This is a genomic window from Caballeronia eucalypticola (genome assembly GCF_047608185.1).
In the GTDB taxonomy this organism is placed as follows: domain Bacteria; phylum Pseudomonadota; class Gammaproteobacteria; order Burkholderiales; family Burkholderiaceae; genus Caballeronia.
In genome coordinates, this window is sequence record NZ_JBLKRU010000008.1 from 1 (window position 1) to 26720 (window position 26720).

Annotated in this window: 23 protein-coding genes; 11 read left to right on the plus strand and 12 right to left on the minus strand. The window is 59.8% G+C overall.

Annotated elements, in window-relative coordinates:
* The 3 genes from ACMX25_RS11560 to ACMX25_RS11570 all read left to right on the plus strand — a co-directional run.
* Positions 1-463 (plus strand): YceI family protein (locus ACMX25_RS11560; RefSeq protein WP_414949978.1); only part of this gene is annotated, 463 nt, incomplete at its 5' end.
* A gap of 52 nt (positions 464-515) precedes the next feature.
* The gene (locus ACMX25_RS11565; RefSeq protein ID WP_414949980.1) at positions 516-1100 is read left to right on the plus strand and encodes a YceI family protein; all 585 of its coding nucleotides are present in this window, start codon (positions 516-518) and stop codon (positions 1098-1100) included.
* Between the two features lie 178 nt (positions 1101-1278).
* Positions 1279-2553: an MFS transporter gene (locus tag ACMX25_RS11570; protein ID WP_414949981.1), complete on the plus strand. Its 1275-nt coding sequence runs from the start codon at positions 1279-1281 to the stop codon at positions 2551-2553.
* A 44-nt stretch (positions 2554-2597) separates the two neighbouring features.
* Here ACMX25_RS11570 and ACMX25_RS11575 read toward each other — a convergent pair whose 3' ends face one another.
* From ACMX25_RS11575 to queA, 6 genes are all read right to left on the minus strand, one after another.
* Positions 2598-3179 (minus strand): BrnA antitoxin family protein, encoded by a 582-nt coding sequence (locus ACMX25_RS11575; protein WP_414949982.1) that lies wholly within the window; start codon positions 3177-3179, stop codon positions 2598-2600.
* A 214-nt stretch (positions 3180-3393) separates the two neighbouring features.
* Entirely contained in the window at positions 3394-4344 is a 951-nt protein-coding gene (gene secF, locus ACMX25_RS11580; protein ID WP_414949983.1) for a protein translocase subunit SecF, read from the minus strand.
* 17 nt (positions 4345-4361) lie between these two features.
* The gene (secD, locus tag ACMX25_RS11585) at positions 4362-6434 is read right to left on the minus strand and encodes a protein translocase subunit SecD (RefSeq protein WP_414949984.1); all 2073 of its coding nucleotides are present in this window, start codon (positions 6432-6434) and stop codon (positions 4362-4364) included.
* Between the two features lie 154 nt (positions 6435-6588).
* Complete coding sequence (gene yajC, locus ACMX25_RS11590) at positions 6589-6912, minus strand: preprotein translocase subunit YajC (RefSeq protein ID WP_062091715.1); 324 nt, start codon at positions 6910-6912, stop codon at positions 6589-6591.
* Positions 6913-7084: 172 nt separating this feature from the next.
* Positions 7085-8272 carry a tRNA guanosine(34) transglycosylase Tgt gene (gene tgt, locus ACMX25_RS11595; protein WP_414949985.1) on the minus strand — a complete coding sequence of 396 codons (1188 nt, stop codon included), beginning with the start codon at positions 8270-8272 and terminating at the stop codon, positions 7085-7087.
* Between the two features lie 106 nt (positions 8273-8378).
* Positions 8379-9431 carry a tRNA preQ1(34) S-adenosylmethionine ribosyltransferase-isomerase QueA gene (gene queA / locus ACMX25_RS11600; protein WP_414949986.1) on the minus strand — a complete coding sequence of 351 codons (1053 nt, stop codon included), beginning with the start codon at positions 9429-9431 and terminating at the stop codon, positions 8379-8381.
* A gap of 339 nt (positions 9432-9770) precedes the next feature.
* Between queA and recG the strand changes: the two genes are divergently transcribed.
* The 6 genes from recG to ubiA all read left to right on the plus strand — a co-directional run bounded on the left by recG (position 9771) and on the right by ubiA (position 17251).
* On the plus strand, positions 9771-12011 hold the full coding sequence (recG, locus tag ACMX25_RS11605; RefSeq protein ID WP_414949987.1) for an ATP-dependent DNA helicase RecG: 2241 nt from the start codon (positions 9771-9773) through the stop codon (positions 12009-12011).
* A gap of 500 nt (positions 12012-12511) precedes the next feature.
* The gene (locus ACMX25_RS11610) at positions 12512-13471 is read left to right on the plus strand and encodes a hydrogen peroxide-inducible genes activator (protein WP_414949988.1); all 960 of its coding nucleotides are present in this window, start codon (positions 12512-12514) and stop codon (positions 13469-13471) included.
* A gap of 361 nt (positions 13472-13832) precedes the next feature.
* On the plus strand, positions 13833-15317 hold the full coding sequence (locus tag ACMX25_RS11615; protein ID WP_414949990.1) for a catalase: 1485 nt from the start codon (positions 13833-13835) through the stop codon (positions 15315-15317).
* A 71-nt stretch (positions 15318-15388) separates the two neighbouring features.
* Positions 15389-15550: a hypothetical protein gene (locus tag ACMX25_RS11620; RefSeq protein WP_414949998.1), complete on the plus strand. Its 162-nt coding sequence runs from the start codon at positions 15389-15391 to the stop codon at positions 15548-15550.
* A gap of 165 nt (positions 15551-15715) precedes the next feature.
* On the plus strand, positions 15716-16207 hold the full coding sequence (locus tag ACMX25_RS11625) for a Dps family protein (RefSeq protein WP_414949999.1): 492 nt from the start codon (positions 15716-15718) through the stop codon (positions 16205-16207).
* A gap of 183 nt (positions 16208-16390) precedes the next feature.
* A complete protein-coding gene (gene ubiA, locus ACMX25_RS11630) occupies positions 16391-17251 on the plus strand; it encodes a 4-hydroxybenzoate octaprenyltransferase (RefSeq protein ID WP_414950001.1) in 861 nt (286 codons plus the stop codon).
* Positions 17252-17350: 99 nt separating this feature from the next.
* On the opposite strand, the gene proC is transcribed toward ubiA, so the two are convergent.
* From proC to ACMX25_RS11660, 6 genes are all read right to left on the minus strand, one after another.
* On the minus strand, positions 17351-18163 hold the full coding sequence (proC, locus tag ACMX25_RS11635; RefSeq protein ID WP_414950002.1) for a pyrroline-5-carboxylate reductase: 813 nt from the start codon (positions 18161-18163) through the stop codon (positions 17351-17353).
* Positions 18164-18195: 32 nt separating this feature from the next.
* The gene (locus ACMX25_RS11640; RefSeq protein WP_414950003.1) at positions 18196-18900 is read right to left on the minus strand and encodes a YggS family pyridoxal phosphate-dependent enzyme; all 705 of its coding nucleotides are present in this window, start codon (positions 18898-18900) and stop codon (positions 18196-18198) included.
* Between the two features lie 80 nt (positions 18901-18980).
* Positions 18981-20207, minus strand: a complete 1227-nt coding sequence (gene glcF, locus ACMX25_RS11645; protein ID WP_414950004.1) for a glycolate oxidase subunit GlcF — start codon at positions 20205-20207, stop codon at positions 18981-18983.
* Between the two features lie 16 nt (positions 20208-20223).
* Positions 20224-21312, minus strand: a complete 1089-nt coding sequence (glcE, locus tag ACMX25_RS11650) for a glycolate oxidase subunit GlcE (RefSeq protein WP_414950005.1) — start codon at positions 21310-21312, stop codon at positions 20224-20226.
* Between the two features lie 180 nt (positions 21313-21492).
* Positions 21493-22986, minus strand: coding sequence for an FAD-linked oxidase C-terminal domain-containing protein (locus tag ACMX25_RS11655; protein ID WP_414950007.1), 1494 nt, complete (start codon positions 22984-22986; stop codon positions 21493-21495).
* Positions 22987-23175: 189 nt separating this feature from the next.
* On the minus strand, positions 23176-24591 hold the full coding sequence (locus ACMX25_RS11660; protein ID WP_414950009.1) for an FAD-binding oxidoreductase: 1416 nt from the start codon (positions 24589-24591) through the stop codon (positions 23176-23178).
* A 192-nt stretch (positions 24592-24783) separates the two neighbouring features.
* Between ACMX25_RS11660 and ACMX25_RS11665 the strand changes: the two genes are divergently transcribed.
* Both ACMX25_RS11665 and hmpA read left to right on the plus strand, forming a co-directional pair.
* Positions 24784-25335 (plus strand): cob(I)yrinic acid a,c-diamide adenosyltransferase, encoded by a 552-nt coding sequence (locus ACMX25_RS11665; protein ID WP_414950289.1) that lies wholly within the window; start codon positions 24784-24786, stop codon positions 25333-25335.
* A gap of 101 nt (positions 25336-25436) precedes the next feature.
* On the plus strand, positions 25437-26675 hold the full coding sequence (gene hmpA, locus ACMX25_RS11670; RefSeq protein ID WP_414950010.1) for an NO-inducible flavohemoprotein: 1239 nt from the start codon (positions 25437-25439) through the stop codon (positions 26673-26675).
* Positions 26676-26720 lie beyond the last annotated feature (45 nt).

Sequence of the window (26720 nt, forward strand, 5' to 3'; positions counted from 1 at the left end):
GGTGACGGCGACATCGAAGCAAATGAACGTGCCGGTCGAAGGCAAGTTCAAGAAGTTCACCGCGCAACTCGACTTCGATCCGGCCAAGCCAGCGGCCGGCAGTGCGAATCTCAGCATCGACACGAGCAGCTACGATCTCGGCGACGAGAGCTACAACAAGCAGGCCACTGACAAGGACTGGTTCGACACAGCCCATTTCCCGACGGCGACTTTCGTTTCGACGGGCATCGCGCCGGCAGGCGGCACGAAGTTCAACGTCAGCGGCAAGCTCACGATCAAGGGCAAGTCGCAAAACGTCACCGTACCGGTCACCGTGACGAGCCAGGGCGCGACGCAAACCTTCGACGGATCATTGCCCATCAAACGCACGCAGTTCGATGTCGGCTCGGGCGAATGGAAAGACACCTCGGTCGTCGCCGACGAAGTCGTCATCAAGTTCCACCTCGTCGCAACGAAGAAATAAGCGCTCACCGAACCTTGATCCTAGGTCTTCACAAATTCATTCTGGAAAACTCATGAAAAAGAACCTTCTGATTGCAGCCGCCGGCGCGCTTTTCGCGGCCGTTTCGTTCAACGCGATGGCTGAAGAAGTCACGTATCAACTCGACCCGAACCACACGTACCCGAGCTTTGAAACCGATCACTTTGGCGGCATCTCGATCTGGCGCGGCAAGTTCACGAAGAGCAGCGGCACCGTGACGCTCGATCGCGCAAAACAGAAGGGCACGCTGGACGCGACTATCGACATGACGTCGATTGATATCGGCAATGACAAGCTGAACGGTGAACTGAAGAGCGCGCAATTCTTCGATGCCGACAAGTTCCCGACAGCGACCTACAAGGGCACGTCGATGAAGTACAAGGGCGATGTGCCGGTTGAAGTGATCGGCGAACTGACGCTGCACGGCGTGACGAAGCCGCTGAACCTGAAGATCGAATCGTTCAAGTGCTTCACGAACCCGATGCTGAAGAAAGAAGTGTGCGGCACGGAATCGACGGCCACGTTTGATCGCGGCGACTTCGGCGTGGATTATGGCAAGACATACGGCTTCAAGATGAAGACGACGCTGCATATTCAAGCCGAAGGTGTTCGGCAATAAGCGCGGATTCTTCCCCGCGAGCCCTTCTCGCTGAATAAGAAAGCCGCTTCTGACCGAAGCGGCATTTTTTTCGCCCCCGGTATTGCGAGCATTACGATCCGGATTTCGGTGTGGCACAGTCCGCAGCGTTTGCGCTTTGGCCGACAGCCCGTCATACCGACAAGACATGGAGAAATGCATGAGCAGTACGCCTGCAGCAGGTCCGATCATCCGCCCGGCCGCGTGGCGCGCGGTGGTGGCAGCGTCCATAGGCAACGCGCTCGAATGGTTCGACCTCGTTGTCTATGGGTTCTTCGCGGTCGTTATCTCGAAGTTGTTTTTCCCGTCAGGCGACGACTCCGTGTCCATCCTGCTGACGCTCGGTACGTTCGGCGTATCGTTTTTCATGCGGCCGCTGGGGGCCATCGTGCTTGGCGCGTATGCCGACCGGGCAGGGCGCAAGGCCGCGCTCACACTGTCTATCCTGTTGATGATGATGGGCACGCTCATCATTGCCGTGTTGCCTACGTACTCCTCGATTGGCGTTGCCGCGCCGTTGATCCTGGTGCTCGCGCGCCTGATGCAGGGCTTTTCGGCCGGCGGGGAGTTTGGCAGTGCGACGGCGTTTCTCGCTGAGCACGTTCCCGGCCGCCGTGGTTTCTTCGCAAGTTGGCAGGTCGCAAGCCAAGGGTTGACCACGTTGCTCGCGGCTATCTTTGGCATCGTGCTGACCGGCAATCTCTCGCCAGAACAGATGAGTTCATGGGGCTGGCGCGTGCCGTTCTTCTTCGGTTTGCTGATCGGACCGGTGGCGTACTACATCCGGACGCACCTCGATGAAACGCCGGAATTCCTCGCCGCGGTTACTACGACTACCCCGTTGCGCGACACCTTCGCGTCGAACAAGGAACGCCTGCTGATCGCCATTGGAACGGTAGTGCTGGGCACGGTGGCGACTTATCTCGTGCTCTTCATGCCGACGTACGCAATCCGGCAGTTAGGGCTCGCGCCATCGGTGGCGTTCACGGCCATCCTGCTCACGGGCATAATCCAGATGGTGCTTTCCCCGTTCGTAGGTCATCTCTCCGATACCCACGGCCGCACCCGCATCATGCTGATCTCGGCGGTGCTGCTGCTCTTATTGATTTATCCGCTCTTCACGTGGCTCGTTGGCCATCCGACCTTCGGCACGCTGCTGATTGTTCAAGCGGTGCTCGGCGTGTTGATGACGGGGTATTTCGCGGCGTTGCCGGGGTTGTTATCGGAGATGTTTCCGGTTGCGACGCGCACAACCGGGATGTCGCTGGCTTATAACATCGCGGTCACGGTGTTCGGCGGATTCGGGCCGTTCATCATTACGTGGCTGATTGCATCGACGGGATCGAAAGCCGCGCCCAGCTTTTATTTGATTTTTGCCGCCGTGATAAGCCTGGTCGCATTGATGGCGGCGCGCAAACGGCTGGGATTCACGTGAGGAATTTGCGCGGTTTATACGCGCGTAGCCGTGGCGCCATAGTTTTAAGAGTGCTGCTTTTGCTGCGCGAGCATGTAGGCACGCAGAAGCTTGTTGATCCGCGTCTGGTACCCCTGACCTTGTTCCTTGAACCAGGCGAGGACGTCGGCGTCCAGGCGCATGGTTACCGCTTGCTTGGGTGGCGTGTGCAGTTCGGCGCGCTGGAAGAAGTCGTCGCCCAGTTCGGGCATCTCGCTGGTGTCGATACTGGAATCCGGCATTGCCTCCAGGCGTTTCCAATCTGTCTTCGTGGCTTTGCTCATGATGTGTGCTCCTACCTTTTGCCGCGAGGCGGCGGTAAAGCGGTTCAAGATACAAGCGCTTGCCCGTAGCGTTTTATTTCGGGCCTGGTTGCTTTGCGCGCCGAAATGATCCGGATGGTGTCGCCGCTGCGCTCGACGTATACCGACCACGGCTACGATCAACTGCATCCATCCGAGTGCAATCCAGCGATCCTCGCCAAAGTCTTCCCTGCCGTCCGCCGCGGTCAACACCGTATGTCTGAAAATTTCGACTGCGTCAGTGAAGTCGATGCCGTGTTTGCGGATGTTGCTTCGATTCTTCGCTTCGTCCCACTCGAATTTCATGCAACCACCTGTATGTACGATTGTACATACAATGTACGGAGCTAAGGCACTAATTTGCGGCCGGCATGCAGTTGAAGCGAAGCGCGACGACTTCATCCGCGAAATGTTGCAATTGCCAACTCAAAAGCAAAAAAGGCCGATTCGCAAGAATCGGCCTTTCAACCTGTTGAACGCTGAATTTCAGCGTTCGAACGTCACATCCTTAAGCTTTCTATCAAACCTCTGCGCCTGCGTTCGGATCGGTGGGGTCGTACTTCGGCTTCTTGTCCTTCATCAGGTCTTCGCGCTTCACGCCCAGCCACATAGCCAGCGCGGCGGCGACAAACACCGACGAGTAGATACCGAACAAGATCCCGACCGTCAGCGCCAGCGCGAAGTAATGCAGCGTCGCTCCGCCGAACAGGAACATGGACAGCACCATCATTTCCGTACAACCGTGAGTGATGATGGTTCGCGACATCGTGCTGGTAATGGCGTGGTTGATCACCTCGATCACCGTCATCTTGCGTTGCTTGCGGAAGGTTTCACGAATCCGGTCGAAGATAACGACCGACTCATTCACCGAATACCCGAGCACCGCGAGAATAGCCGCCAGCACGGAGAGTGAAAACTCCCACTGGAAGAATGCGAAGAAGCCAAGAATGATCACCACGTCGTGCAAGTTGGCGATCACGCCGGCCACCGCATATTTCCATTCGAAGCGGAACGACAGGTAGATCACGATACCGATCACCACGCAGGCCAGCGCAAGCAAGCCGTTGGTCACGAGCTCCTTACCGACCTGCGGACCCACGAACTCAACGCGCTGCAACTGCACTTGTGCGTCCTGGTTCTTCAACGCGGCCATCACCTGATCGCTCTGCTGTGCCGACGTCAAACCCTCCTTCAACGGCAGGCGAATCAGTACGTCACGTGACGTGCCGAAGTTCTGCACCTGAGCATCGGGATAACCGAGCGCGCCCAGCGTGCCACGTACCGGTTCAAGCGGCACGGCTTGCGGATATTGCACTTCCACCACCGTCCCGCCGGTGAACTCAACCGACAGATGCAGCCCACGGTGCACGAGGAAAAACACAGCGGCGAGGAACGTGATGAGCGAGATCGCGTTAAAGATCAACGCGCGCTGCATCAGCGGTAAGTCGCGGCGAATACGAAAGAATTCCATGATTTATTCTCCGGGACTCAGTTGGACGAGCCGGGTTTTTTCGGTTCAGTACCGGGGCCCGAGCGACGACGCACAACCGGCTTGCCAGTGCGCACGGGAGGCGCGGCCTGCTTTTGCGAACGGGCAGGAACCGGTGCTTTGGGGCGTGTGGCGGGCATGACGACTTGATCGACAGCGGGTTCTTCGTCACCACGCTCGTTAGCGAGGTAAGCGGCGGTGGCCGCAGCCGTATCGCTGCCTGCCGGACGCCAGACCTGACCGATAGCCAGCGATTGCAGTTTCTTCTTGCCGCCGTACCAAAGGTTCACGAGACCGCGTGAGAAGAACACGGCCGAGAACATGGAAGTCAGGATGCCGATAACGTGCACAACCGCGAAGCCGCGCACCGGGCCCGAGCCGAACGCCAGCAGCGCCAGACCTGCGATAAGCGTGGTCACGTTCGAGTCAACAATCGTGGCCCACGCATGCGCGAAACCGTTCTGGATAGCAAGCTGCGGCGGCGCGCCGTTACGCAGTTCCTCGCGGATCCGTTCGTTGATCAGCACGTTGGCGTCGATCGCCATACCGAGTGCAAGTGCAATAGCTGCAATACCCGGCAGCGTCAAAGTGGCTTGCAGCATCGATAGAATGGCGACCAGCAGCAACAGGTTCACCGAAAGCGACAACATGGAGATCAGGCCGAACAGCATGTAATACGCGATCATGAAGACCGCGATTGCGGCGAAACCGTATTGCACCGAGTCGAAGCCCTTCCGGATGTTGTCCGCGCCGAGGCTCGGACCAATCGTGCGTTCTTCGATGATGTCCATGGGCGCTGCGAGCGAACCGGCGCGCAGCAGCAGCGCCAGGTCGGCGGCGGCTTGCGGTGAAGGCTGGCCGGTGATCTGGAAGCGGTCGCCGAGTTCTGACTGAATGGTCGCGACCGTCAGCACTTCGCCCTTGCCCTTTTCGAACAGGATCATGGCCATCGGCTTGCCGATGTTGTCGCGCGACACGCTGCTCACCGCACGGCCACCGGCTGCGTCCAGGCGAATATTTACCGACGGACGCTGATGTTCGTCGAAGCCCGCCGATGCGTCGATAATCCGGTCGCCCGTAAAGATCACCTGCTTTCTCACGAGCGTCGGGCCATTATTGCCCTGCGTGAAGAGTTCGTCGCCAGCAGGAACCGGGTCGTTCGGGCCGGGATGGGTGTTGGTCGGGTCAGCGAGACGGGCTTCAAGCGTCGCCGTCCGGCCGATGATGTCCTTCGCCTTCGCCGTGTCCTGCACGCCCGGCAATTCGACTACGATGCGGTCAGAGCCTTGTTGCTGGATCACGGGCTCGGCCACGCCGAGTTCGTTCACGCGGTTATGCAGCGTGACAATGTTCTGCTTGAGCGCGCCGTCTTCCGCTGCCTTTTGCGCCGCTGGCGTGAACGTGCCGATCACCTGATAACCATCGCCGCCCGGACTCGTTGCCCATTGCAGTTCGTTCAGGCCAGAGGAGAGCATGGTGAGCGCGGCATCGGCGGCTGCCTTGTCTGCGAAATTCACCACGACTGACTGATTCACGCGATTCACACCGCCGTCGCGGATGTTTTTATCGCGTAACAGCGCGCGGGCGTCCGTGGCGTTCGAGTCGAGCTTCTTGTTCAGCGCGCCCGCCATGTCGACTTGCAACAGGAAGTGGACACCGCCGCGCAAGTCGAGGCCGAGATACATGGGCAGCGCGTGCAACGCACTCAGCCAGCGCGGCGAGGCTGCCTGAAGATTCAGCGCGACCACGTATTGCGGATCAGTCGGGTCGCTGTTGAGCGTTTTCTGCAACAGATCCTTCACGCGCAATTGCGTGTCGGTGTCTTTCAGGCGCACACGGATGTTGGCGTTCAACGACGAATTGTCGAACGTCACTTCATCTGGCGTCACCTTGTCGGCGGCCAGCGCGCTTTCGATATTGGCAAGCGTCGTTGAATCCAGCTTGACCGTTGCCTTGCCGCTCGATACCTGCACCGCCGGCGCTTCGCCGAAAAAATTGGGCAGTGTATAGACGAGACCGATGACTAGCGCCACCAGCATCACGGCATATTTCCAAAGTGGGTAGCGATTCATGGGGATGGCCGAACAGGAGAGTTGGCGAGGAGGGGTACGCGATGCGTCCGGCGATGAGCGGGCAACTGGCCGTGGGGACCACGGGAGCCACGCCGCTGAGGCTGGGCCACGCAGGCCGGCTCACGCTGGCCGCGCCGGACGCGGGAAATTGGCCTTAGAGCGACTTGATCGTGCCTTTCGGGAGGATAGTCGTGACAGCAGCCTTCTGGATGGTAATTTCCGTACCTTCCGAAATTTCGACGCCAACGTACGCGTCCGTCACCTTCGTTACCTTACCGACAATACCGCCGTTCGTGACTACTTCATCGCCCTTCGCCATGGCGGACAGCATATTGCGATGTTCCTTCTGACGCTTCATTTGCGGACGAATCATGATGAAATACAGCACTGCAAACATCAAAATGAGCGGCAAAAAGCTCATGATGCTCGACTGGGCGCCATCTGCGCCGCCGCCGAATGCTTTTGAAATGAAATCCACGTCGGTCTCTCCGTTGTAACGATCAGAAAATTAGCCCGCTATTCTATCACCGGGCCACGCAAGCCTAAGCGCGGAATGCGCTTTGTGATCAAGCTGTTAAAGCGTTGCGTAAATCAATTGTAATGTTTCTTCGGCGGATGCCCGATTCAATGGTTGGACGTTAGCCATCCGGTCAGTCAATTCCACGCGCCCGATCCTCTTTAAACTGCTTCACGAATGCGTCAAATGCGTGATTTTCGATCGAATCGCGGATCTCCTGCATGAGTTGCAGGTAGTAGTGCAGGTTGTGGATCGTGTTGAGTTGCGAGCCGAGAATTTCGCCCACGCGGTGCAAGTGATGAAGGTAACCGCGGGTGAAATTGCGGCAGGTGTAGCAGCCGCAGGTTTCATCGAGTGGCTTGAGCGAGTTCTTGTGCGCCGCGTTGCGGATCTTGACGTCGCCGAAACGCGTGAACAGCCAGCCGTTGCGTGCGTTGCGGGTCGGCATCACGCAGTCGAACATGTCGACACCCGACGCCACGCCGGCCACCAAGTCTTCCGGCGTGCCGACGCCCATCAGGTAATGCGGTTTGTCGGCGGGGAGCTTCGGGCCGATGTGTTCCAGCACGCGCATCATGTCTTCCTTCGGTTCGCCGACGGACAAGCCGCCGATCGCGAAGCCGTGGAAACCGATGTCCGCGAGGCCTGCCAGCGATTCATCGCGCAAGTCCTCGAACATGCCGCCTTGCACGATGCCGAACAGCGCGTTCGGATTTTCACCCTTGGCGAATTCATCGACGGAACGCTTGGCCCAGCGCATCGACATGCGCATGGAATCCGCTGCGTCCTGGTGCGGCGTGGGCACGTCGTTGGTGGCGTACGGCGTGCATTCGTCGAACTGCATCACGATGTCCGAGTTCAGCACCTTCTGGATCTGCATCGAGATTTCCGGCGATAAAAACAGCTTGTCGCCATTGATGGGCGACGCGAACGTGACGCCATCCTCGGTGATCTTGCGCAGATCGCCGAGCGAAAAGACCTGGAAACCGCCGGAGTCGGTGAGGATCGGGCGATGCCAGTTCATGAATCGATGCAACCCGCCATGCGCGGCGATGGTTTCCAGGCCCGGGCGCAACCACAGGTGGAACGTGTTGCCGAGGATGATCTGCGCGTGCATTTCCTCGAGTTCGCGCGGCGCGACTGCCTTGACCGTTCCGTACGTGCCGACTGGCATGAAGATCGGGGTTTCGACGACGCCGTGGTTCAACGTGACGCGGCCGCGCCGTGCTTGGCCGTCGGTTGTGATCAGTTCGAATTTGAGGCCGTTTTCCGGTCGAGCCGGCGCGTTAATGGTATCGGCGATGTTGCTTGATTCGGTCATTCAAAAGCTCCTGTGCCACCGGAAAACAGTCCGGCGCAAATGGGTAAGGTGTTCGTGGGCGCCAAGATCATGCTCATGCGAGGCGCGTTTAATCCCACGGCGTGCTTCAGGCCGCCGTTTGCCGCGTGAGCAGCATGGCGTCGCCGTAACTGAAAAATCGATACCGCTCCTCAATCGCATGCGCATACGCCGCCCGAATCGCGTCCATGCCGGCGAATGCGGAGACCAGCATCATCAACGTCGATTTCGGTAAATGGAAGTTCGTCACGAGCCGGTCGACCACGCGAAACTGGTATCCCGGCGTGATGAAAATATCCGTCTCGGTACTCGTTTCAGCGAGCGGTTTGCCCGCTTCGGCAGCATCGCGAGCGGCGGCTTCGAGCGCACGCAGCGAAGTCGTGCCGACTGCAATCACGCGGTTCCCCCGCGCCTTCGTCGCCGTGATCTTGTCCGCCAGTTCCTGCGGCAGCCGATACCATTCGCTATGCATCTTGTGTTCCGCGAGATTCTCCACGCGCACGGGCTGGAACGTGCCCGCGCCCACGTGCAGCGTCAGCGTCGCGCGCTCCACGCCGCGTGCGTCAAGCGCCGCGAAAAGCGCCGGGTCGAAGTGCAGGCCCGCCGTGGGCGCCGCGACCGCGCCGGGGTTTGCGGCGTAGACGGTCTGGTAGCGGGTTTCATCGAAGGAATCGGGATCGTGCTCTATGTAGGGCGGCAACGGCAAGCGGCCGTATTGCTCGATCAGCGTCAGGCAATCGGCGGGGAAATGCAGCGTGTAGAACGGTTCCAGACGCTCGCCGACCGTGACTTCGAAGGCATCGGCGAGAAAGAGTTTTGTGCCGGGCAACGGAGTTTTGCTCGCCCGGATCTGCGCCAGCGCCGTGGTTGCGCCGGTCAGGCGCTCGATCAGCACCTCGATACGGCCACCGCTGGCCTTTTGGCCGAGGAACCGCGCCTTCAAGACTTTGGTATCGTTGAACACCAGCAGGTCGCCGGGTTCGAGCAGGTTGGGCAACTCGGTGAAATGGCGATCGGTGAAAGCGGCTGTGGCAGTTTGGTTATCCACGTCGAGCAAACGGCTCGCGCTACGCTCGGTGAGCGCCGTTTGCGCGATCAGCTCGGGCGGCAGATTAAAATCGAAGTCAGAAAGCGTGAACATGGGGAAAGCAAGTCGATGCGCGATGAAACGCGCGTTATTTTGGCCAGGCGCTTGGCAAGGCGGCGCGGGTGGGCGCAGGTTCGGTGCGTTAATTCGGGTTTCGCGGACGGCTACGCTGATTGACCGTTGCGACGGGTTCAAATAACGGCCTTTCGCGTCCATCAGCCCGGGTTTCCGGAAGCCATTGTTTCCTGGCTAAGTCCATGCCGGCCGATGGACAAACCCGTCGCCGGCCACGTGTTCAGGCGCTATAACGAACCCAGGCATGCCGCACGGCGAGCGGATGATGCTTGCAACGCCGTGCCGAACGAAGCCGATATTGTACTTTGAAGAGATTAGATGCCCTTGTCCGACCGCCGTTTGCTCGTTGATCCCGACGCAGAAGACGCTGCCGATGCAGCCGGTGAACCCGACGCGCCTGTTCAAAAGCGCAAGCGCACGCGCTCGGGCGGCGTGACGACGCTTGCGAACCTGGAAATTGCCGCGGACAAAGTCCAGCCACTAAAACCGGCTGCTGCCCCGCCGAAACCGGTCGATAAACTCGCCAAACTCGGTCTGAAATCCGATATCGATCTCGTGCTGCATCTGCCGATGCGCTACGAGGACGAAACCAGCATCACGCCGATTGGCCATCTGATTCCCGGCGACAACACGCAGACCGAGGGCGTGGTGTTCGACAACGAGATTGCGTACCGGCCGCGTCGCCAATTGTTGGTCAAGATCCATGACGACGCCGGCGACGAACTCACGCTGCGCTTTCTCAATTTCTACGGCTCGCAGGTCAAGCAGATGGCGATCGGAGTGCGTTTGCGCGTCCGTGGCGATGTGCGCGGCGGTTTTTTCGGCATGGAGATGGTGCATCCGGTGGTGCGTCCGGTGGATGAAGACACGCCGCTGCCCCAAGCGTTGACGCCGGTGTATCCGAGCACGGCGGGGGTATCGCAGGCGTATTTGCGCAAGGCGATCGACAGCGCGTTGTCACGCGTTCATCTGCCGGAGTTGCTGCCGGAGAAGATTGCCCGCGCTCATTTAAAGCCGCTAAACGCACCCGCGTTGTTCGATGCCGTGAAAACGCTGCATCACCCGCACGCTGATTCCGATGAAAACGCGTTGATCGACGGCACGCATCCGGCGTGGACGCGCATCAAGTTCGAGGAGCTGCTTGCGCAGCAACTGTCGCTCAAGCGCGCGCACGAGGAGCGCCGCACGCGCGCCGCGCCGATGATGCCGCGGTTACAGGATGTGCCCGAATCGCTCGTCGCGCGGTTCCTGGCGACGTTGCCATTCAAGCTGACCGGCGCACAGGAACGCGTGTACGCGGAGATATCGGGCGAACTCATGTTGCCGCATCCAATGCAGCGTCTGTTACAAGGCGATGTAGGTAGCGGCAAGACGATCGTGGCGGCGCTCGCAGCTGCACAAGCAATTGATGCCGGTTATCAGGCCGCCTTGATGGCGCCGACAGAAATCCTCGCCGAGCAGCACGCGCGCAAGCTGCGAGCGTGGCTCGAGCCGCTTGGCGTCACGGTGGCATGGCTTGCCGGCAGTCTGAAGGCGAAGGAAAAACGTGCGGCGCTGGAGGCGGCGGCATCGGGCGCGGCGCACTTGGTGATTGGCACGCACGCGATCATTCAGGAAGCCGTGGAGTTTGCGCGTCTTGGATTTGTGATCGTCGATGAGCAGCATCGGTTTGGCGTGGCGCAACGGCTGGCGTTGCGGGCCAAGGCGCACAATGCCGCCGATGGCGTGCATAACTTCCAGCCGCATCAATTGATGATGTCGGCCACGCCGATTCCGCGCACGCTTGCCATGACGTATTACGCGGATCTGGATGTATCGACTATTGATGAGTTGCCGCCGGGGCGCACGCCAATCCTGACCAAGCTGGTCGCCGATAACCGCCGGGAAGAGGTGATTGCTCGCGTGCGCGAGGCGGCGCTGACGGGGCGGCAAGTGTATTGGGTGTGTCCGCTGATCGAGGAAAGCGAGACGTTGCAGTTGCAGACAGCCGTAGAAACCTACGAGACGCTCGTTGCCGCGTTGCCCGAGTTGCGCATTGGCCTTGTGCATGGCCGTTTGCCGCCGGCGGAGAAGGCCGCGGTCATGGATGCATTCACGCGCGCGGAGGTCCAGTTGCTGGTCGCGACGACAGTGATCGAAGTGGGTGTGGACGTGCCGAATGCATCGTTGATGGTGATTGAGCATGCGGAGCGTTTTGGCCTGGCGCAGCTTCACCAGTTGCGTGGCCGCGTGGGCCGGGGCACGGCGGCTTCGGTGTGTGTGCTGATGTATGCAGGGCCTTTATCGCAGACGGCGCGTGCTCGTTTGCAGACGATGCGCGAAACGACCGATGGCTTCGAAATCGCTCGTCGCGACTTGGAGATTCGCGGACCTGGCGAGTTCCTGGGCGCACGCCAGTCGGGTGCGGCAATGCTGCGTTTTGCGAGCCTGGAAAACGATGGTTGGCTGATTGAACCGGCGCGAGCGGCGGCAGATCAGATGCTGGCTCGGTTCCCGGAGGCGGTCACGGACCATCTGGCGCGGTGGTTGGGTGCACGAGAGCAATATTTGAAGGCGTGAGGTTGGCGCCGTACAAATTCGGTGGATGGTTTTCCGCGGATAGCGCGGGGTGGACCAAAGGCAGGTTCAATCACTGGTGGCGAAGCCTGTGGGTATCGGTGTTCGGAGAAGGAGGGTTTCACACATCGGTGGCTCTGGCGAGCACCGTGCTTTTGGGGCACCAATGAATGAAAACTGCACGCTGTGGACACTTAGGGTAGAGCGGTGAAAGCGTTTTCTTTGCTTCGTTTCTTTTTCGCTTTGGAAAAAGAAATGACGCGCTGCCACGCGCAGTGGCTAAAAGAGCGAAAAAGATTAGCCAGAACGGAACGCGCAAAAACCTGGAAAGCAGCAACCCAGCCCAACCTCCGACCGCCAACCTTCAAAAACCAATAACATCCCGTCCACCGGTGCGAACGAAATCCCCCCGTTCAACTCCAAGAGCCACCGTGGGTTGGCGAATCCCCCCGACGGGTGTATAAGTCAAATCCTATCGATTCAACGACTCTGATTGGCCCCTAATGACCTTAACCGAATTGAAGTACATCGTTGCGGTGGCGCGCGAGCGGCATTTTGGCCGTGCGGCCGAGGCGTGTTTCGTGAGTCAGCCGACCTTGTCGGTAGCAATTAAAAAGCTGGAAGATGAATTAAACGTGCAGATTTTCGAGCGCGGCACGAGTGAAGTCAGCGTTACCCCGATCGGTGAACAGATCGTCACGCAAGCGCAACGCGTGCTCGAACAAACCCTCGCCATCAAGGAGATCGCGAAGCAGGGCAAGGATCCGCTGGTTGGACCACTACGTTTGGGCGTGATCTACACCATTGGGCCGTATTTGTTGCCCACGCTCGTCAAGCAGATGATCAAGCGCGTCCCGCAGATGCCGCTGATGCTGCAGGAAAACTACACGCTCAAGCTGATCGAATTGCTGAAGCAGGGTGAAATCGATGTCGCCATCATGGCGCTGCCGTTCCCGGAAACGGGCCTGATGGTGCGCGCGCTATTCGATGAACCCTTCGTAGTCGCGATGCCGGCAGGCCATCCGTGGGAAAACCGCGCGAAAATCAATGCCGACGACTTGAAGCTGGAAACCATGCTGCTGCTGGGCAGTGGCCATTGTTTCCGCGATCACGTGCTCGGCGTGTGTCCCGAGCTGATGCGCTTTTCCCAGAACGCAGACGGAATCCAGAAGACCTTCGAGGGGTCATCGCTGGAAACCATCCGGCATATGGTTGCGAGCGGCGTAGGCATTACCGTGCTGCCGCGGATGTCGGTGATGGAAGTGAAACCGCACGCAGGTGGCGTGGACGCCGGCTTGCTCAGCTACGTTCCTTTCGAGGATCCCATTCCTGATCGTCGCGTCGTGCTGGCGTGGCGCAAGAGTTTCACGCGGATGCCGGCTATTGAAGCCATCTGCGACGCTATCGCCGCCTGCAATATCCCGGGTGTCACGCGGCTAGAATTGCCGGCCGCCGTCAACTGATCCCGCCTTAGCTGGATTTAGCCTAGACCGCGTCCAGCATGGGCGCGGATTCCGGCACTATTTCCCCGCTTTTCCCCAAGCCGCGCATGTCTCACATTCGCTTGGCCTATCGCATAGATTAAATTAATTGAATTCGATAATCAGATAGTCTTTGCTATTCTCATCTCCATGGATCGAACCTGATTCACCAGAACAACACCGGAGGAAGCCATGACGCTGATCGCCCGCCAGGCCACGCAACTCAATTCGGCATTTCGCGAAGCCAAGGGAGTGGTGGTTGAAGTGCTGGCGAGTTTCGCTCGCACTTGCTGAGCTTCCCCGACACAACGTTTCGTTCCCAGACATTTCCACGGAGTATTCGATGACCAATCGCATCCTTACCACTGCAGCAGGCGCGCCAGTCGGCGATAACCAGAATTCGGTGACCGCCGGTCCGCGTGGTCCAATCGCGCTGCAGGATTTTTGGCTGCTCGAAAAGCTCGCGCATTTCGACCGCGAAGTGATTCCCGAGCGCCGGGTGCACGCCAAGGGGTCAGGCGCGTTCGGTACGCTCAAGATCACGCACGATATCTCCCGTTTCACGAAAGCCAAGGTGTTCGCGGAGGTCGGCAAGCAAACGCCGCTGTTCATGCGCTTTTCGACGGTCGCAGGCGAACGCGGCGCGGCTGACGCCGAACGCGATGTCCGCGGTTTCTCGATCAAGTTCTACACGGAAGAGGGCAATTGGGACGTTGTCGGCAATAACACGCCGGTGTTCTTCATCCGCGATCCGCTGAAGTTTCCTGACTTCATCCATACGCAAAAGCGCGATCCGTACACCAACATGCGCAGCAACGTGGCGGCGTGGGACTTCTGGTCGCGGCATCCGGAGTCGTTGCATCAGGTCACCATCCTGATGAGCGATCGCGGCATTCCGAAAAGCTACAGGCAAATGCATGGTTTCGGCTCGCACACGTATTCGTTCATCAACGCGAACAACGAGCGCTTCTATGTGAAGTTCCACTTCAAGTCGCAGCAGCCGCTCGAGAATTTCACCGATGCCGAAGCGTCAGCAGTCGTCGGTAGTGATCGTGAAAGCGCGCAGCGTGATCTGGTGGACAACATCGATCGCGGCAGTTTCCCGAAGTGGAATTTCCGTATCCAGGTGATGACGGAAGCCGAAGCGGCGACGTACCGCATGAATCCGTTCGATGTCACCAAGGTGTGGCCGCACAAGGATTTTCCGCTGATCGACGTGGGCACGATCGAATTGAACCGTAACGCCGGCAACTATTTCGCCGATGTCGAGCAGGCCGCTTTCACACCGGCGAACGTGGTGCCCGGGATTGGTTTCTCGCCGGATCGCTTGTTGCAAGGGCGTTTGTTCTCGTATGGCGATGCACATCGGTATCGTCTTGGCATCAATCACCATCAGATTCCGGTGAACGCGCCGAAGGCCGCCGTGCAGAACTCGTTTCATCGCGATGGCGGCATGCGTACCGATGGCAACAGCGGCGGCCGCGTGAACTACGAGCCGAACCGCTTCGGCGACTTCGCGCAGGATCCGAGCGTGAACGAGCCGGCGTTGGCGGCGGGCGCGGTGGAACGTTATGATCATCGTGAAGATGGCGATTACTACAGCCAGCCGGGCGCGCTGTTCCGCCTCTTCGACGACGCGCAAAAGCAGCGCTTCTTCGGCAACATCGCACGGCATATTTTCGGCGTGCCGAACGAGATCGTCGCGGTGCAGATCGAGCACTTCCGTCGTGCCGATCCGGCGTACGCGGCGGGTGTGGTCGCGGCGCTCGCAGCGTTGGGACAAAAGGTTGAAACGATTGACGCGGACGCCGAAGCCGCAATGAAGTAAGCAGAGCGGGACGCGCATTTCAGAATGCGCGCTCCCTTTGATTCGACATGCAGGACTCAAGGAGAACGACGATGACACAAGCGATCATGACTCTCGAACGGGCGGTAAGCGGTATCGAGGCGAAGAGCCTCAATGCGTCGCGCGGCGTACGGATCGCGATCGGTTTTGGCATCGTCGCGGCGAGTTACGCGGTGGTGATTATCGAAGGATTGCATGGTGCGGGCATCGTCTGATTGCCGTTGCCGCGCGTCGTCCTGACGCACCCCGATAACCTTTGCGGCCCGCCTCCATGGCGGGTCGCCTCGCGTTTCTAAGATAAACTCACGAACGCCCGGCAGCCCCGGCAGCAGTATCGGCCGGGCCGCCCGCATTGTTCGTATCACTCTCACGGAGTCACTATGGCGAAGAAAATCGCATCACCGGCTGTGAACATCGGTATCAGCGACAAAGACCGCAAGAAGATCGCCGATGGTTTGTCGCATCTATTGGCCGATACGTACACGCTGTATTTGAAGACGCACAACTTTCACTGGAACGTCACGGGGCCGATGTTCAACACGCTCCATCTGATGTTCGAAGGGCAATACACGGAATTGGCGCTGGCGGTGGATTCCATCGCTGAACGGATTCGCGCGCTGGGCGTTTATGCGCCGGGTAGCTATCGTGAGTTTGCGAAGCTGTCGACCATTCCTGAAGCCGATGGAATTCCCGTCGCGGAAGAGATGATTCGTCAGTTGGTCGAAGGGCAGGAAGCGGTTGTGCGCACAGCGCGCGCGATTTTCCCGCTGACCGATAGCGCCAACGACGAACCGACGGCCGACCTGCTGACGCAGCGCATGCAGATTCACGAGAAGACCGCGTGGATGTTGCGCGCGATGCTGGGACAGTAAGGTTTGATTTGATCGCTACGGGTTGAACGTGGATTGCGCGTGGCGAATTGGAATTGATGAAGCCCCACGTTCGGAAGAACGCGGGGCTTCTTTGCTTTTGGGGTGGGTTGCTTGACGCAGGCAAACTGCGGATCGCCACTGCTTTAAAATGCGGTTACCGCCATTTGCCCTCGTCCAACCGCCATGCTCGCTCGTCTTCCGCTTTATCTCCGCCTCGTCCGCATGGATAAACCTATCGGCAGCCTGCTGTTGCTGTGGCCAACGCTCAACGCGTTGTGGATTGCATCGAGCGGGCATCCGTCACCCATGCTGTTGCTGATCTTCGTGCTCGGTACGCTGCTGATGCGCTCGGCGGGTTGCGCGATCAACGACTACGCCGACCGCGACTTCGATAAACACGTCAAGCGCACCGAAAATCGGCCGATTACGTCAGGCAAGATCGCTGCCTGGGAAGCTGTGGCGTTGGCGGCGGCGTTATCGCTCGTAGCATTCCTGCTGATCCTCCCGCTGAACACGCTGACCAAGGAACTCTCGGTCTTTGCGTTATTCGTGGCAGGGAGTTATCCGTTCACCAAACGGTTTTTTGCGATTCCGCAGGCGTATCTGGGTATCGCCTTCGGCTTCGGCATTCCAATGGCCTTCGCCGCTGTGCAGGATCACGTACCGCCGCTTGCCTGGATCATGCTCGCGGCGAACGTCTTCTGGTCAGTCGCCTACGACACCGAATACGCAATGGTCGATCGCGACGATGACATCAAGATCGGCATCCGGACATCGGCGCTGACATTCGGCCGCTTCGACGTAGCGGCGATCATGCTGTGCTACGCCGTGACGCTAGGGATTTACATCTGGATCGGCATGACGCTGGCATTCGGCGCGCTGTACTGGATCGGCTGGGCGGCAGCGGTGGCATGTGCCGTCTATCACTACACGCTGATCAAGAACCGCGAGCGCATGCCGTGCTTCGCCGCGTTCAAACATAACAACTGGCTTGGCGGCGTCCTGTTCGCGGGGATTGCGGCGCATTACGCGTTCATGCGGTAACGCGTTCGCCTCTCCGGACGCTTCACGCGTCAGGCGGCACGCCGTTTTTTGATTGAGCGCAATGCGATGCCAATTGGAAGCGCGAAGCGCGCGCGGACGTCAGGCTTTGCCCAGTTCTTCGCCCATTTGTTTAGCCCGTGCATCTGCCGCCAACGCACCGCGCACGATTGCGTCCTTTACGCCTTGGGCATCGAAGAAAGCCAAGGCCGCAGCGGTCGTACCTCCCTTCGATGTCACTCGCTCACGCAACACGCTCGCCGGTTCGCCCGATTGCGCCGCGAGCTGAGCCGCGCCGGTGAACGTAGCCACAGCCAGCGCACGACCCTGTTCTTCGTCCATCCCGAGTTGACGCGCCGCTTCCTGCATCGCTTCGATGAAATAAAACACGTACGCCGGACCGCTGCCTGAAATAGCGGTGACGGCGTCGATCTTCGCTTCGTCGTCGAACCATACAATTTCACCGACCGCTTCCAGTACCTTCGATGCCAGCGCTTTCGCTACGTCGTCAACTCCGGGCAGCGCCGCTAATCCCGTCACACCCATGCCGATGAGCGCCGGTGTATTTGGCATCGTGCGCACGATCTGCGTGTATCCGCCGAGCCAGCGCGACAGATCGGCGGCGCGAATGCCGGCAGCAATGCTGATCACCAGCTGCTTTGACAATATCGGCTGAAGCACGCCTGCTACGTCTTTTAATACCTGTGGTTTGACCGCGAGCAGGATGGCGTCATAGTCCGCGAGCTTCGAATCGACGACTGCACCCGTCGCCACGCCAAAATCTTTCGCTACGCGAGCACGTGCTTCTTCTCCAAGATCAACGACATAAAGATCCGCCGGCGCGACGCCGCGCTTGATCAAGCCGCCGATGAGCGCGGAAGCCATATTTCCGCCGCCGATAAATGCAATTTTCATGATGAAGTCGTCGAGAAAAAATTAGAGGCGAATCAATGAGAGTAATCACGTGCACCGAAGATGGCCGTGCCAATGCGAACCATGGTCGCGCCTTCCAGAACCGCCGCTTCAAGATCCGCCGACATCCCCATGGACAACGTATCGAGATCAAGGCCGTCCGCTCGTAACGTGTCCATGATTTCACGCAGACGCCGATGCGGCGCGCGTTGCTCATCGAGCGTGCCTTCTGGTTCGGGAATCGCCATCAAACCGCGCAGCTTGAGATTGGGCAACGCGGCAATGGCGTGCGCAAGCGCCAACGCCTCTTCAGGCGCCACGCCGCTTTTCGAATCCTCGCCGCTGACGTTCACTTGCAAACACACATTGAGCGCGGCCATGTTTTCAGGACGTTGAGCCGACAAACGCTCGGCAATCTTGAGCCTGTCGACGGAATGCACCCAATCGAAATTCTCGGCCACAAGCTTCGTTTTGTTCGATTGCAACGGTCCGATGAAATGCCACTCGATCTCGCTGCGCAGATCAGCCAGTTCAGCAATCTTCGCGACCGCTTCCTGCACGTAGTTCTCGCCGAACGCGCGTTGCCCGGCGTCGAAGGCGGCGCGAACATCTTCTGCAGGAAAGGTCTTCGATACCGCGAGCAACGTGACCGACGAGACATCGCGCGAAGCGTCCGCCGCCGCTTTTGCAATGCGCTGGCGGACTTCGTCGAGGTGACGCGCTACATGAGAGGAGGACATGGAATCGGACGCCGCAGAGAAAGAAGCAGAGACCCGATTATACGGACGCGCTACTGAAAGACAGCACGCGCTCGCCAGCGTTAGCCATACAGCAGATGTTCGACAAGCTGGATCCAGTGCACGACGGGCGTCGACGTACCGCTCTGCAAATGCGCGATACAACCCACATTCGCCGATACGATCATCTGCGGTTCGAGCTTTTCAAGCGTATCGAGTTTCTGGTCGCGCAATGCGTACGAGAGTTTCGGCTGCAGCACCGAGTATGTTCCGGCCGAGCCGCAGCACAAGTGGCTATCGGCGGGAAGATGCACTTCTATGCCCAGCGCGGTGAGCAAATTCTCCACGTGACCGCGAATCTGCTGGCCGTGCTGCAGCGTGCACGGTGGATGGAACGCGACGGTGTGGACCGCGCGCCGCCTTGTCATCGCGGTCAATTCATCTTCGTATTGCGGCAGGATCTCCGACAGGTCACGGGTCAGGTCCACGATCCGCGCGGCCTTCTCTGCATAGATCGGATCGTTGCGCAGCAAGTGCGCATATTCCTTGACCGTCGCGCCGCAACCGGACGCGTTCATCACAATTGCCTCGACGCCGTTTTCCACATACGGCCACCATGCGTCGATATTGTTGCGCACGTCGTCCAGCGCGTCGTCGTTGTAGCCGAGGTGCAGGCGGATCGCACCGCAGCAACCGGCGTCGGGCGCAGTCAGGATCTGGATGCCCAATGCATCGAATACGCGTGCCGTCGCTATGTTCACGTTCGGCATCATGGCGGGCTGAACGCAACCGGCGAGCATCAGCATCGTGCGCTCGTGCGTGCTGGTGGGCCATTCGAGAGGCCGTTGCGCGGCTGGAATCTTGTTGCGCAAGGTTTTGGGCAAGAGCGGCCGGAACTGCTGGCCGAGTTTCATCGCGGGCGTGAAAAGCTTGCTGTTCGGCAGGAAGTTGGCGAGCAATTTGCGTTGTACTCGCTGGCCGAACGGCCGTTCCACTTTCTCTTCGACCACCTTCCGGCCGATTTCCACCAGCCGCCCATACTGCACGCCCGATGGACACGTGGTCTCGCAATTACGGCACGTGAGGCAACGGTCCAGATGCAGTTGCGTGCTGCGTGTCACGGGCGCGCCTTCCAGCATTTGCTTGATCAGATAGATCCGGCCGCGGGGGCCATCGAGTTCATCGCCCAGTATCTGATAGGTCGGGCACGTCGCCGTGCAGAATCCGCAATGCACGCACTTGCGCAGGATGGCCTCGGCCTCTTCGCCATCGGCGGTATCGCGCATGAAATCGGCGAGGTTGGTTTGCATTGCGTGTGTCGTCAGTTCAGAAGTCGGGGTACAGGCGGCCGCGATTGAAAATGCTCGCGGGATCGAATGCAGCTTTCAGGCCGCGATGAATCTTCATCAGCGGGGCGGGCAAGGGCGTGAAGACGCCCGCGTTGCGGTCATACGCGGCGCTCGATCGGAAAATGGTCGCGTGGCCACCGGCCTGCTTGGCGCTGATGCGCACGGTTTGCGGATCGGCGTCGGTGATCCACCAGCGTTGCGCGCCGCCCCATTCGATCATGTGCGGGCCGGGAAGATGCATCGGCTCGGCAATCGATGGCAGCGACAATCGCCACAGCGCGGACTTCGGCGGCAGCACGGCGAAGAACGGATCGGATTGCTCGCGCACGCCGCACCAGAAACGCTCCGCTTCCACGGCGTCCACCACTTCGCCGCCCAGCGATGTCCGCGCCGCTTTCACCGCGGCTTCCGCGCCGCCCAGACGCAACGCGAGCGTATGGTCGCGCCACGCGCTGCCGGTCAGCGGCAACGGATGGCCGCTCCACTCGTTGAGCTTGCGCACGGCGTCGGTGTCGTTCATCTCGAACTTGAGCGTGGCTTCGGCGACGGGTTTCGGCAACACTTTCACCGATACCTCCAGGATCATTCCCAGCGTGCCGAGCGAACCCGCCAGCAGCCGCGAGACGTCGTAGCCCGCCACGTTCTTCACGACCTGACCACCGAAATGCAGCACGTGTCCCTGGCCGTTCATCACCACGGCGCCGAGCACGAAGTCGCGCGGCGCGCCGGCCGCGGCGCGCCGCGGGCCGGCGAGTCCGGCTGCAATACAGCCACCGATGGTGGCGTTTGGCCCAAAGTGCGGCGGCTCGAACGGCAGCATCTGGCCGCATTCGTCCAGCCGCGCTTCGATCTCGCTGAGCAGCGTGCCGGCCTTCGCGGTGATCACGAGTTCGGCCGGGTCATGTTCGATAATCCCACGATGTGCCCGCGTATCGACTATCTCGCCTTGCAGCGATTGTCCGTACCAGTCCTTCGTGCCGCCGCCGCGAATCCGTAGCGGGGTTTTGCTCGCCGTCGCAGCGCGTACACGCTCGGACCAGCTCGCGACAATGTCTTCCTCTGTCATGGTGTCCCGCGTTTTTATGGCTCTTGGTTCAGTGTATCGGCGTGTTCCCGTACGGCCACTCGTATAAACGTGGATACCTGTGCGGGCTTGAACGCCTGGAGTCACCGCCGATGCGTCAAAGGGACATTAATGGGACGTTATATTCAGGCAGCGTTTAGAAGCGCTGCCTAAACAGGTTGCTTAAAAGCGCGGAATTTCAGGATGCGGCAGTAAACCGCCGCGGATATGCATTTTCCCGTACTCGGCGCAACGCGCGCGCGTCGGGATGCCTTTATCGGGATTCAGCAGGCCGGGGGGATCGAAGGCACGTTTTATCGCGTGAAACGTATCGCGTTCTTCGGGCGAAAACTGGACGCACATCGAGTTGATCTTTTCGATACCCACGCCATGCTCGCCCGTCACCGTGCCGCCCAGTTCCACGCACGATTCCAGGATGTCCGAACCAAACGCTTCGGCGCGATGCCATTCGTCGAGATCGTTGCCATTGAAGAGAATCAGCGGATGCATGTTGCCGTCGCCGGCGTGGAAAACGTTCATGCAACGCAGTGCGTACTTTTTTTCCATCTCTTCAATACGCGCCAGCAGTGGCCCGATCTGGCGGCGCGGCACTGTGCCGTCCATGCAGTAATAGTCAGGAGAGATACGGCCGGCAGCCGGAAATGCGTTCTTGCGGCCGGACCAGAACTTCAGCCGTTCGGCTTCCGAGCGCGAAATCTGGATGCGGTTCGCGCCGAATTCGCGCAGCACGGCCGTCATCCGCACGATTTCTTCCATGACTTCGTCCTGCGTGCCGTCTGATTCGCATAGCAGGATGGCCTTGGCGTCGAGGTCGTAGCCCGCTTTCACGAACTCTTCCACGGCGCGCGTGGCGGGTTTGTCCATCATTTCGAGCCCGGCGGGGATGATGCCGGCCGCGATGATCGCTGCGACCGCGTTGCCGCCTTTAACGACGTCGTCGAAGCTCGCCATGATCACCTGGGCTGTTTGCGGCTTCGGGATCAGCTTGACGGTGATCTCGGTGACGATGCCGAACATGCCTTCACTGCCGATAAACACCGCCAGCAGGTCGAGCCCGGGCGCGTCCAAGCCGAGCGAACCGAACTCGAGGATGTCGCCTTCCATCGATACCGCGCGCACGCGCATCACGTTGTGACACGTCAGGCCGTACTTGAGGCAGTGGACGCCGCCGGAATTCTCGCTGACATTGCCGCCGATCGTGCAGGCGATCTGCGATGACGGATCGGGCGCGTAATAGAGCCCGTAGGGAGCCGCGGCTTCCGATATGGCGAGATTGCGCACGCCCGGCTGGACCGTTGCGGTTCGCGCATACGGATCGACTTCCAGGATCTTGCGAAAGCGCGCAAGCGACACCACGATCCCATGCCGGATCGGCATGGCGCCGCCTGACAAGCCCGTGCCCGCTCCACGCGGGACAATCGGCACGTCGAGCCGCGCACAGATCTGCACGACGCGCTGAACCTGCGCTTCGGTTTCAGGCAGCGCGACCGCAAGCGGCAGCCGCCTGTACGCCGCAAGCCCGTCGCATTCATAAGCGGCCGTGTCTTCCTCGCGATACAGCAGGCAGTGTGTTGGCAGCACGGCCATCAGCGCCTGGACCACTTCACGCTGGCGTTGCGCCAACACTTCCGGCGAAAGCTCGGCGGGTGCGTTCATGTCTCCTCCCGGCGGTGTTTGTGCTCTGGAGTATTTCCAAAAAGCAGATCGTTGATCTTGCACCTGCGCGTGTCTGCCGTCGATCGGGCTAATTACGGGGACGGAGCATATTTTTACGCCGGCGAGTGGTTCGCGCCGGGCGCTTGCTGTTTGCCTCTCCGCTATCCCAAAGTAATCGGCCTCGTTCGATCAGGCGTCGTACGAGAAAATCTTGCCCGGGTTCATCAGATTTTTCGGGTCGAGCGCATGTTTGATCGAGCGCATGACGCCAATTGCGTCCTCGCCGTGTTCCTCGATCATGAAACCCATCTTGTGCAGCCCGACACCGTGCTCGCCGGTACACGTCCCGCCCATGCGCAGCGCGCGCGCCACGATGCGGTGATTGATCCGCTCGGCTTCCTCGAACTCTTCGGGCTTGGCCGGATCGAGGAGCATGGCGACGTGAAAATTGCCATCGCCGACATGGCCGACGATCGGGCAGGGCAGCGTGCTGGCCAACAAATCCTGCTCGGTTTCCATCACGCATTCGGCCAGCCGCGAGATTGGCACGCAGACGTCCGTGGTCACGGCGCGGCAGCCGGGCTTGAGTTGCAGCATCGCGAAATAGGCGTTGTGACGCGCGTTCCAAAGACGGCTGCGGTCTTCCGGCCGGGTGGCCCATTCGAAATCAGTGCCGTTGTTTTGGGCGACGATTTCCTGCACCGTTTCCGCCTGCTCCTTCACGCTGCTTTCCGTGCCGTGAAATTCGAAGAACAGCATGGGAGATTCGCGGAAGGTGAGATTCGAATGGCGGTTGATCGCGCGCACCGCCAGCGAATCCAGGAACTCGACACGCGCCACGGGCACGCCCATCTGGATCGTTTCGATGGTGGCCCGCACGGCGTCGCCCATTGATGGAAATGCGCACACTGCCGCCGATACCGCTTCCGGTTGCGGATAAAGCCGCACGGTGATTTCAACGATCACGCCGAGCGTGCCTTCGGAACCCACGAACAAGCGCGTGAGGTCGTATCCGGCCGACGACTTACGCGCCCTTGTGCCGGTCTTGATGACGCGGCCATCGGCTAACACGACGGCGAGGCCGAGCACATTCTCGCGCATCGTGCCGTAGCGCACGGCGTTGGTCCCCGACGCACGCGTTGCCGACATCCCGCCAATGCTCGCGTCCGCGCCCGGATCGATGGGGAAGAATAGTCCTGTGTCCTTCAGCGCTTCGTTCAACTGCTTGCGCGAAATGCCCGGCTGCACGGTGACCGTCAAGTCTTCGGCGTCGATGGACAACACCTGGTTGAGTCCCGACATATCGATGGATACACCGCCTTGAACCGCCAGCAAATGACCTTCCAGCGACGACCCATTACCGTACGGAATCACCGGCACATTATGTTCGGCACAGAGCCGGACGACGGTCTGGACCTCTTCCGTGCTGGTCACGAAAACGACGGCGTCGGGCAGTTGCGGATCGAACGGCGATTCATCGCGGCCGTGATGTTCGCGCACTGCAGTGGTCGTCGAAACACGATCGGGGAACGCGGATTTCAGCGCGTCGAGCAAGGTAGCGGGAAAAGTGCGGCGGACGGCGAGCGGCGGGACGGGGTGGTTCACGGCATGTCTCCGGACATCGGTGCAATGGGATGTTGGGTGCGCTAAATCTCGCATCGGAATGCGGGAATCGCGCGTTTTATGCATTCATTTTACGCCGATAGCCCGTATTGAGCCTGCATCGAGCCCGAGCCCGCGCGTTGCCTATAATGAGCGCGGATGCTGACCGGCGTCCTGCGCTACCTGGAGAACATCATGGGCAATCGCCTGAGCAAGATATCGACGCGCACCGGCGACGACGGCACGACCGGCCTCGGCGATGGCAGCCGCGTACAGAAGGACGACGCGCGGATTGCGGCAATTGGCGATGTCGATGAACTGAATTCGCAGCTTGGCGTGCTGCTGTGCGAGGCGCTTCCGGACGACGTGCGCGCTGCGTTGTCCGCGATCCAGCACGATCTCTTCGATCTTGGCGGCGAGCTGTGCATTCCTGGCCATTCGATGATCGAGAAGTCGCATCTTGCTCGTATCGATGAATGGATTGCGGAGTACAACGCAAATTTGCCGCCGCTCAAGGAGTTCATCTTGCCCGGTGGATCGCGCGCGGCCTCGCTGGCACATGTCGGGCGGACGGTCTGCCGGCGCGCGGAGCGGTCGATTGTTGCGCTCGGCCGTGTGGACAAGATCAACGCGGCGCCGCGGCAGTATGTGAATCGGTTATCCGATTTGCTGTTCGTGGTGGCACGCGTGTTGAATCGTGCCGATGGCGGAACCGACGTGTTGTGGAATCACGAGCGGAAGGTCTAACAAAGTAGGGCGTGTTCGGCACGATTGCGCTGCCGGACACCACTTTTAGCATCGTCTTATTTTCCTGCGACAAAACGCCCAAATGTGCAGCTCCTTTAAAGATGTATTATAAATACATCTTTAAAGGAGCTCGACGAATGACAGCCTTGACCGCCGACCAGATTGCCCGAGTAAAAGCCACTGCCCCCGTACTCGCCGAACATGGCGCGCCCATCACCACGCATTTCTACAAGCGGTTGTTTATCACCCATCCCGAGCTGAAAAACGTGTTTAACCAGGCGCATCAACAAAGCGCCAGTCAGCCGCAGGCGTTGGCGCGAGCCGTGTACGCGTATGCCGCGAATATCGATAACCTCGGTGCGCTGGGTTCGGCTGTCACGCACATCGCGCACAAGCACGCGAGCCTGAATATCCGGCCGGAGCAATATCCGATCGTCGGTGAAAATCTGCTGGCGGCTGTCGTGGACGTTCTGGGCGATGCTATCGATGAACCCACGCTCGAAGCTTGGCGCGCCGCTTATGCGCAACTCGCGGAGATTTTCATCGGGGCGGAAAAGCAGCTTTATGCCCAAGCGGCGTGGAGCGGTTTCCGGCCATTCGTGGTGTTTCGGCGAGAACAGGAAAGCGACGAGATCACATCGTTTTATCTGAAGCCATCCGATGGTGGTCCGGTCTGTCATTTCGAACCGGGTCAGTACATCAGTGTGAAGCGGTTTGTGAAGGAGATTGGCGTGGTCCAGCCGCGTCAATACACGCTCTCCGATGCCCCGAATGGCGAGTGGTTACGCATTTCGGTGAAGCGTGAGAAGCCGCAGGATAGCCCGGCCGGGTTTGTGTCCAATCTCATGCACGACGTCATGGAAGTCGGCGGGATTGTTGAAGTCAGCGCGCCGATGGGCGAGTTCACCCTGGACCGGAACAAGACGACGCCTGTTGTTCTGATCAGCGGCGGCGTTGGCATTACGCCGATGGTATCGATGCTCGCGTCTTTGACCGCACAGAACAGCGCGCGGCAGATATCGTTTGTCCACGCTTGCCGGAATGGCCGCACGCATGCGTTTGGCCGATGGCTGGATACGATTGTTGCAAAACATCCGAACGTGTCGCGCACGGTGTTCTACGAACAGACTCACGCCGATGATCGCCCAGGAACGGATTTCGATTTCAGCGGGCGGATGGATTTCGCCCGCATCGCCGATAAAACCGTGCTGCCCGACGCTGACTATTATCTATGCGGCCCCGTGCCCTTCATGCGCGCGCAGCAAGACGCGTTGATGGCGGCGGGGGTACCGAAGGCGCGGGTGCGTACCGAGATTTACGGGTCGGGCGAGATGGCGTAGGGCGTTTGAGTTTTGAAGAGAAGGCCGCCGGAGGGCGGCTTTTTT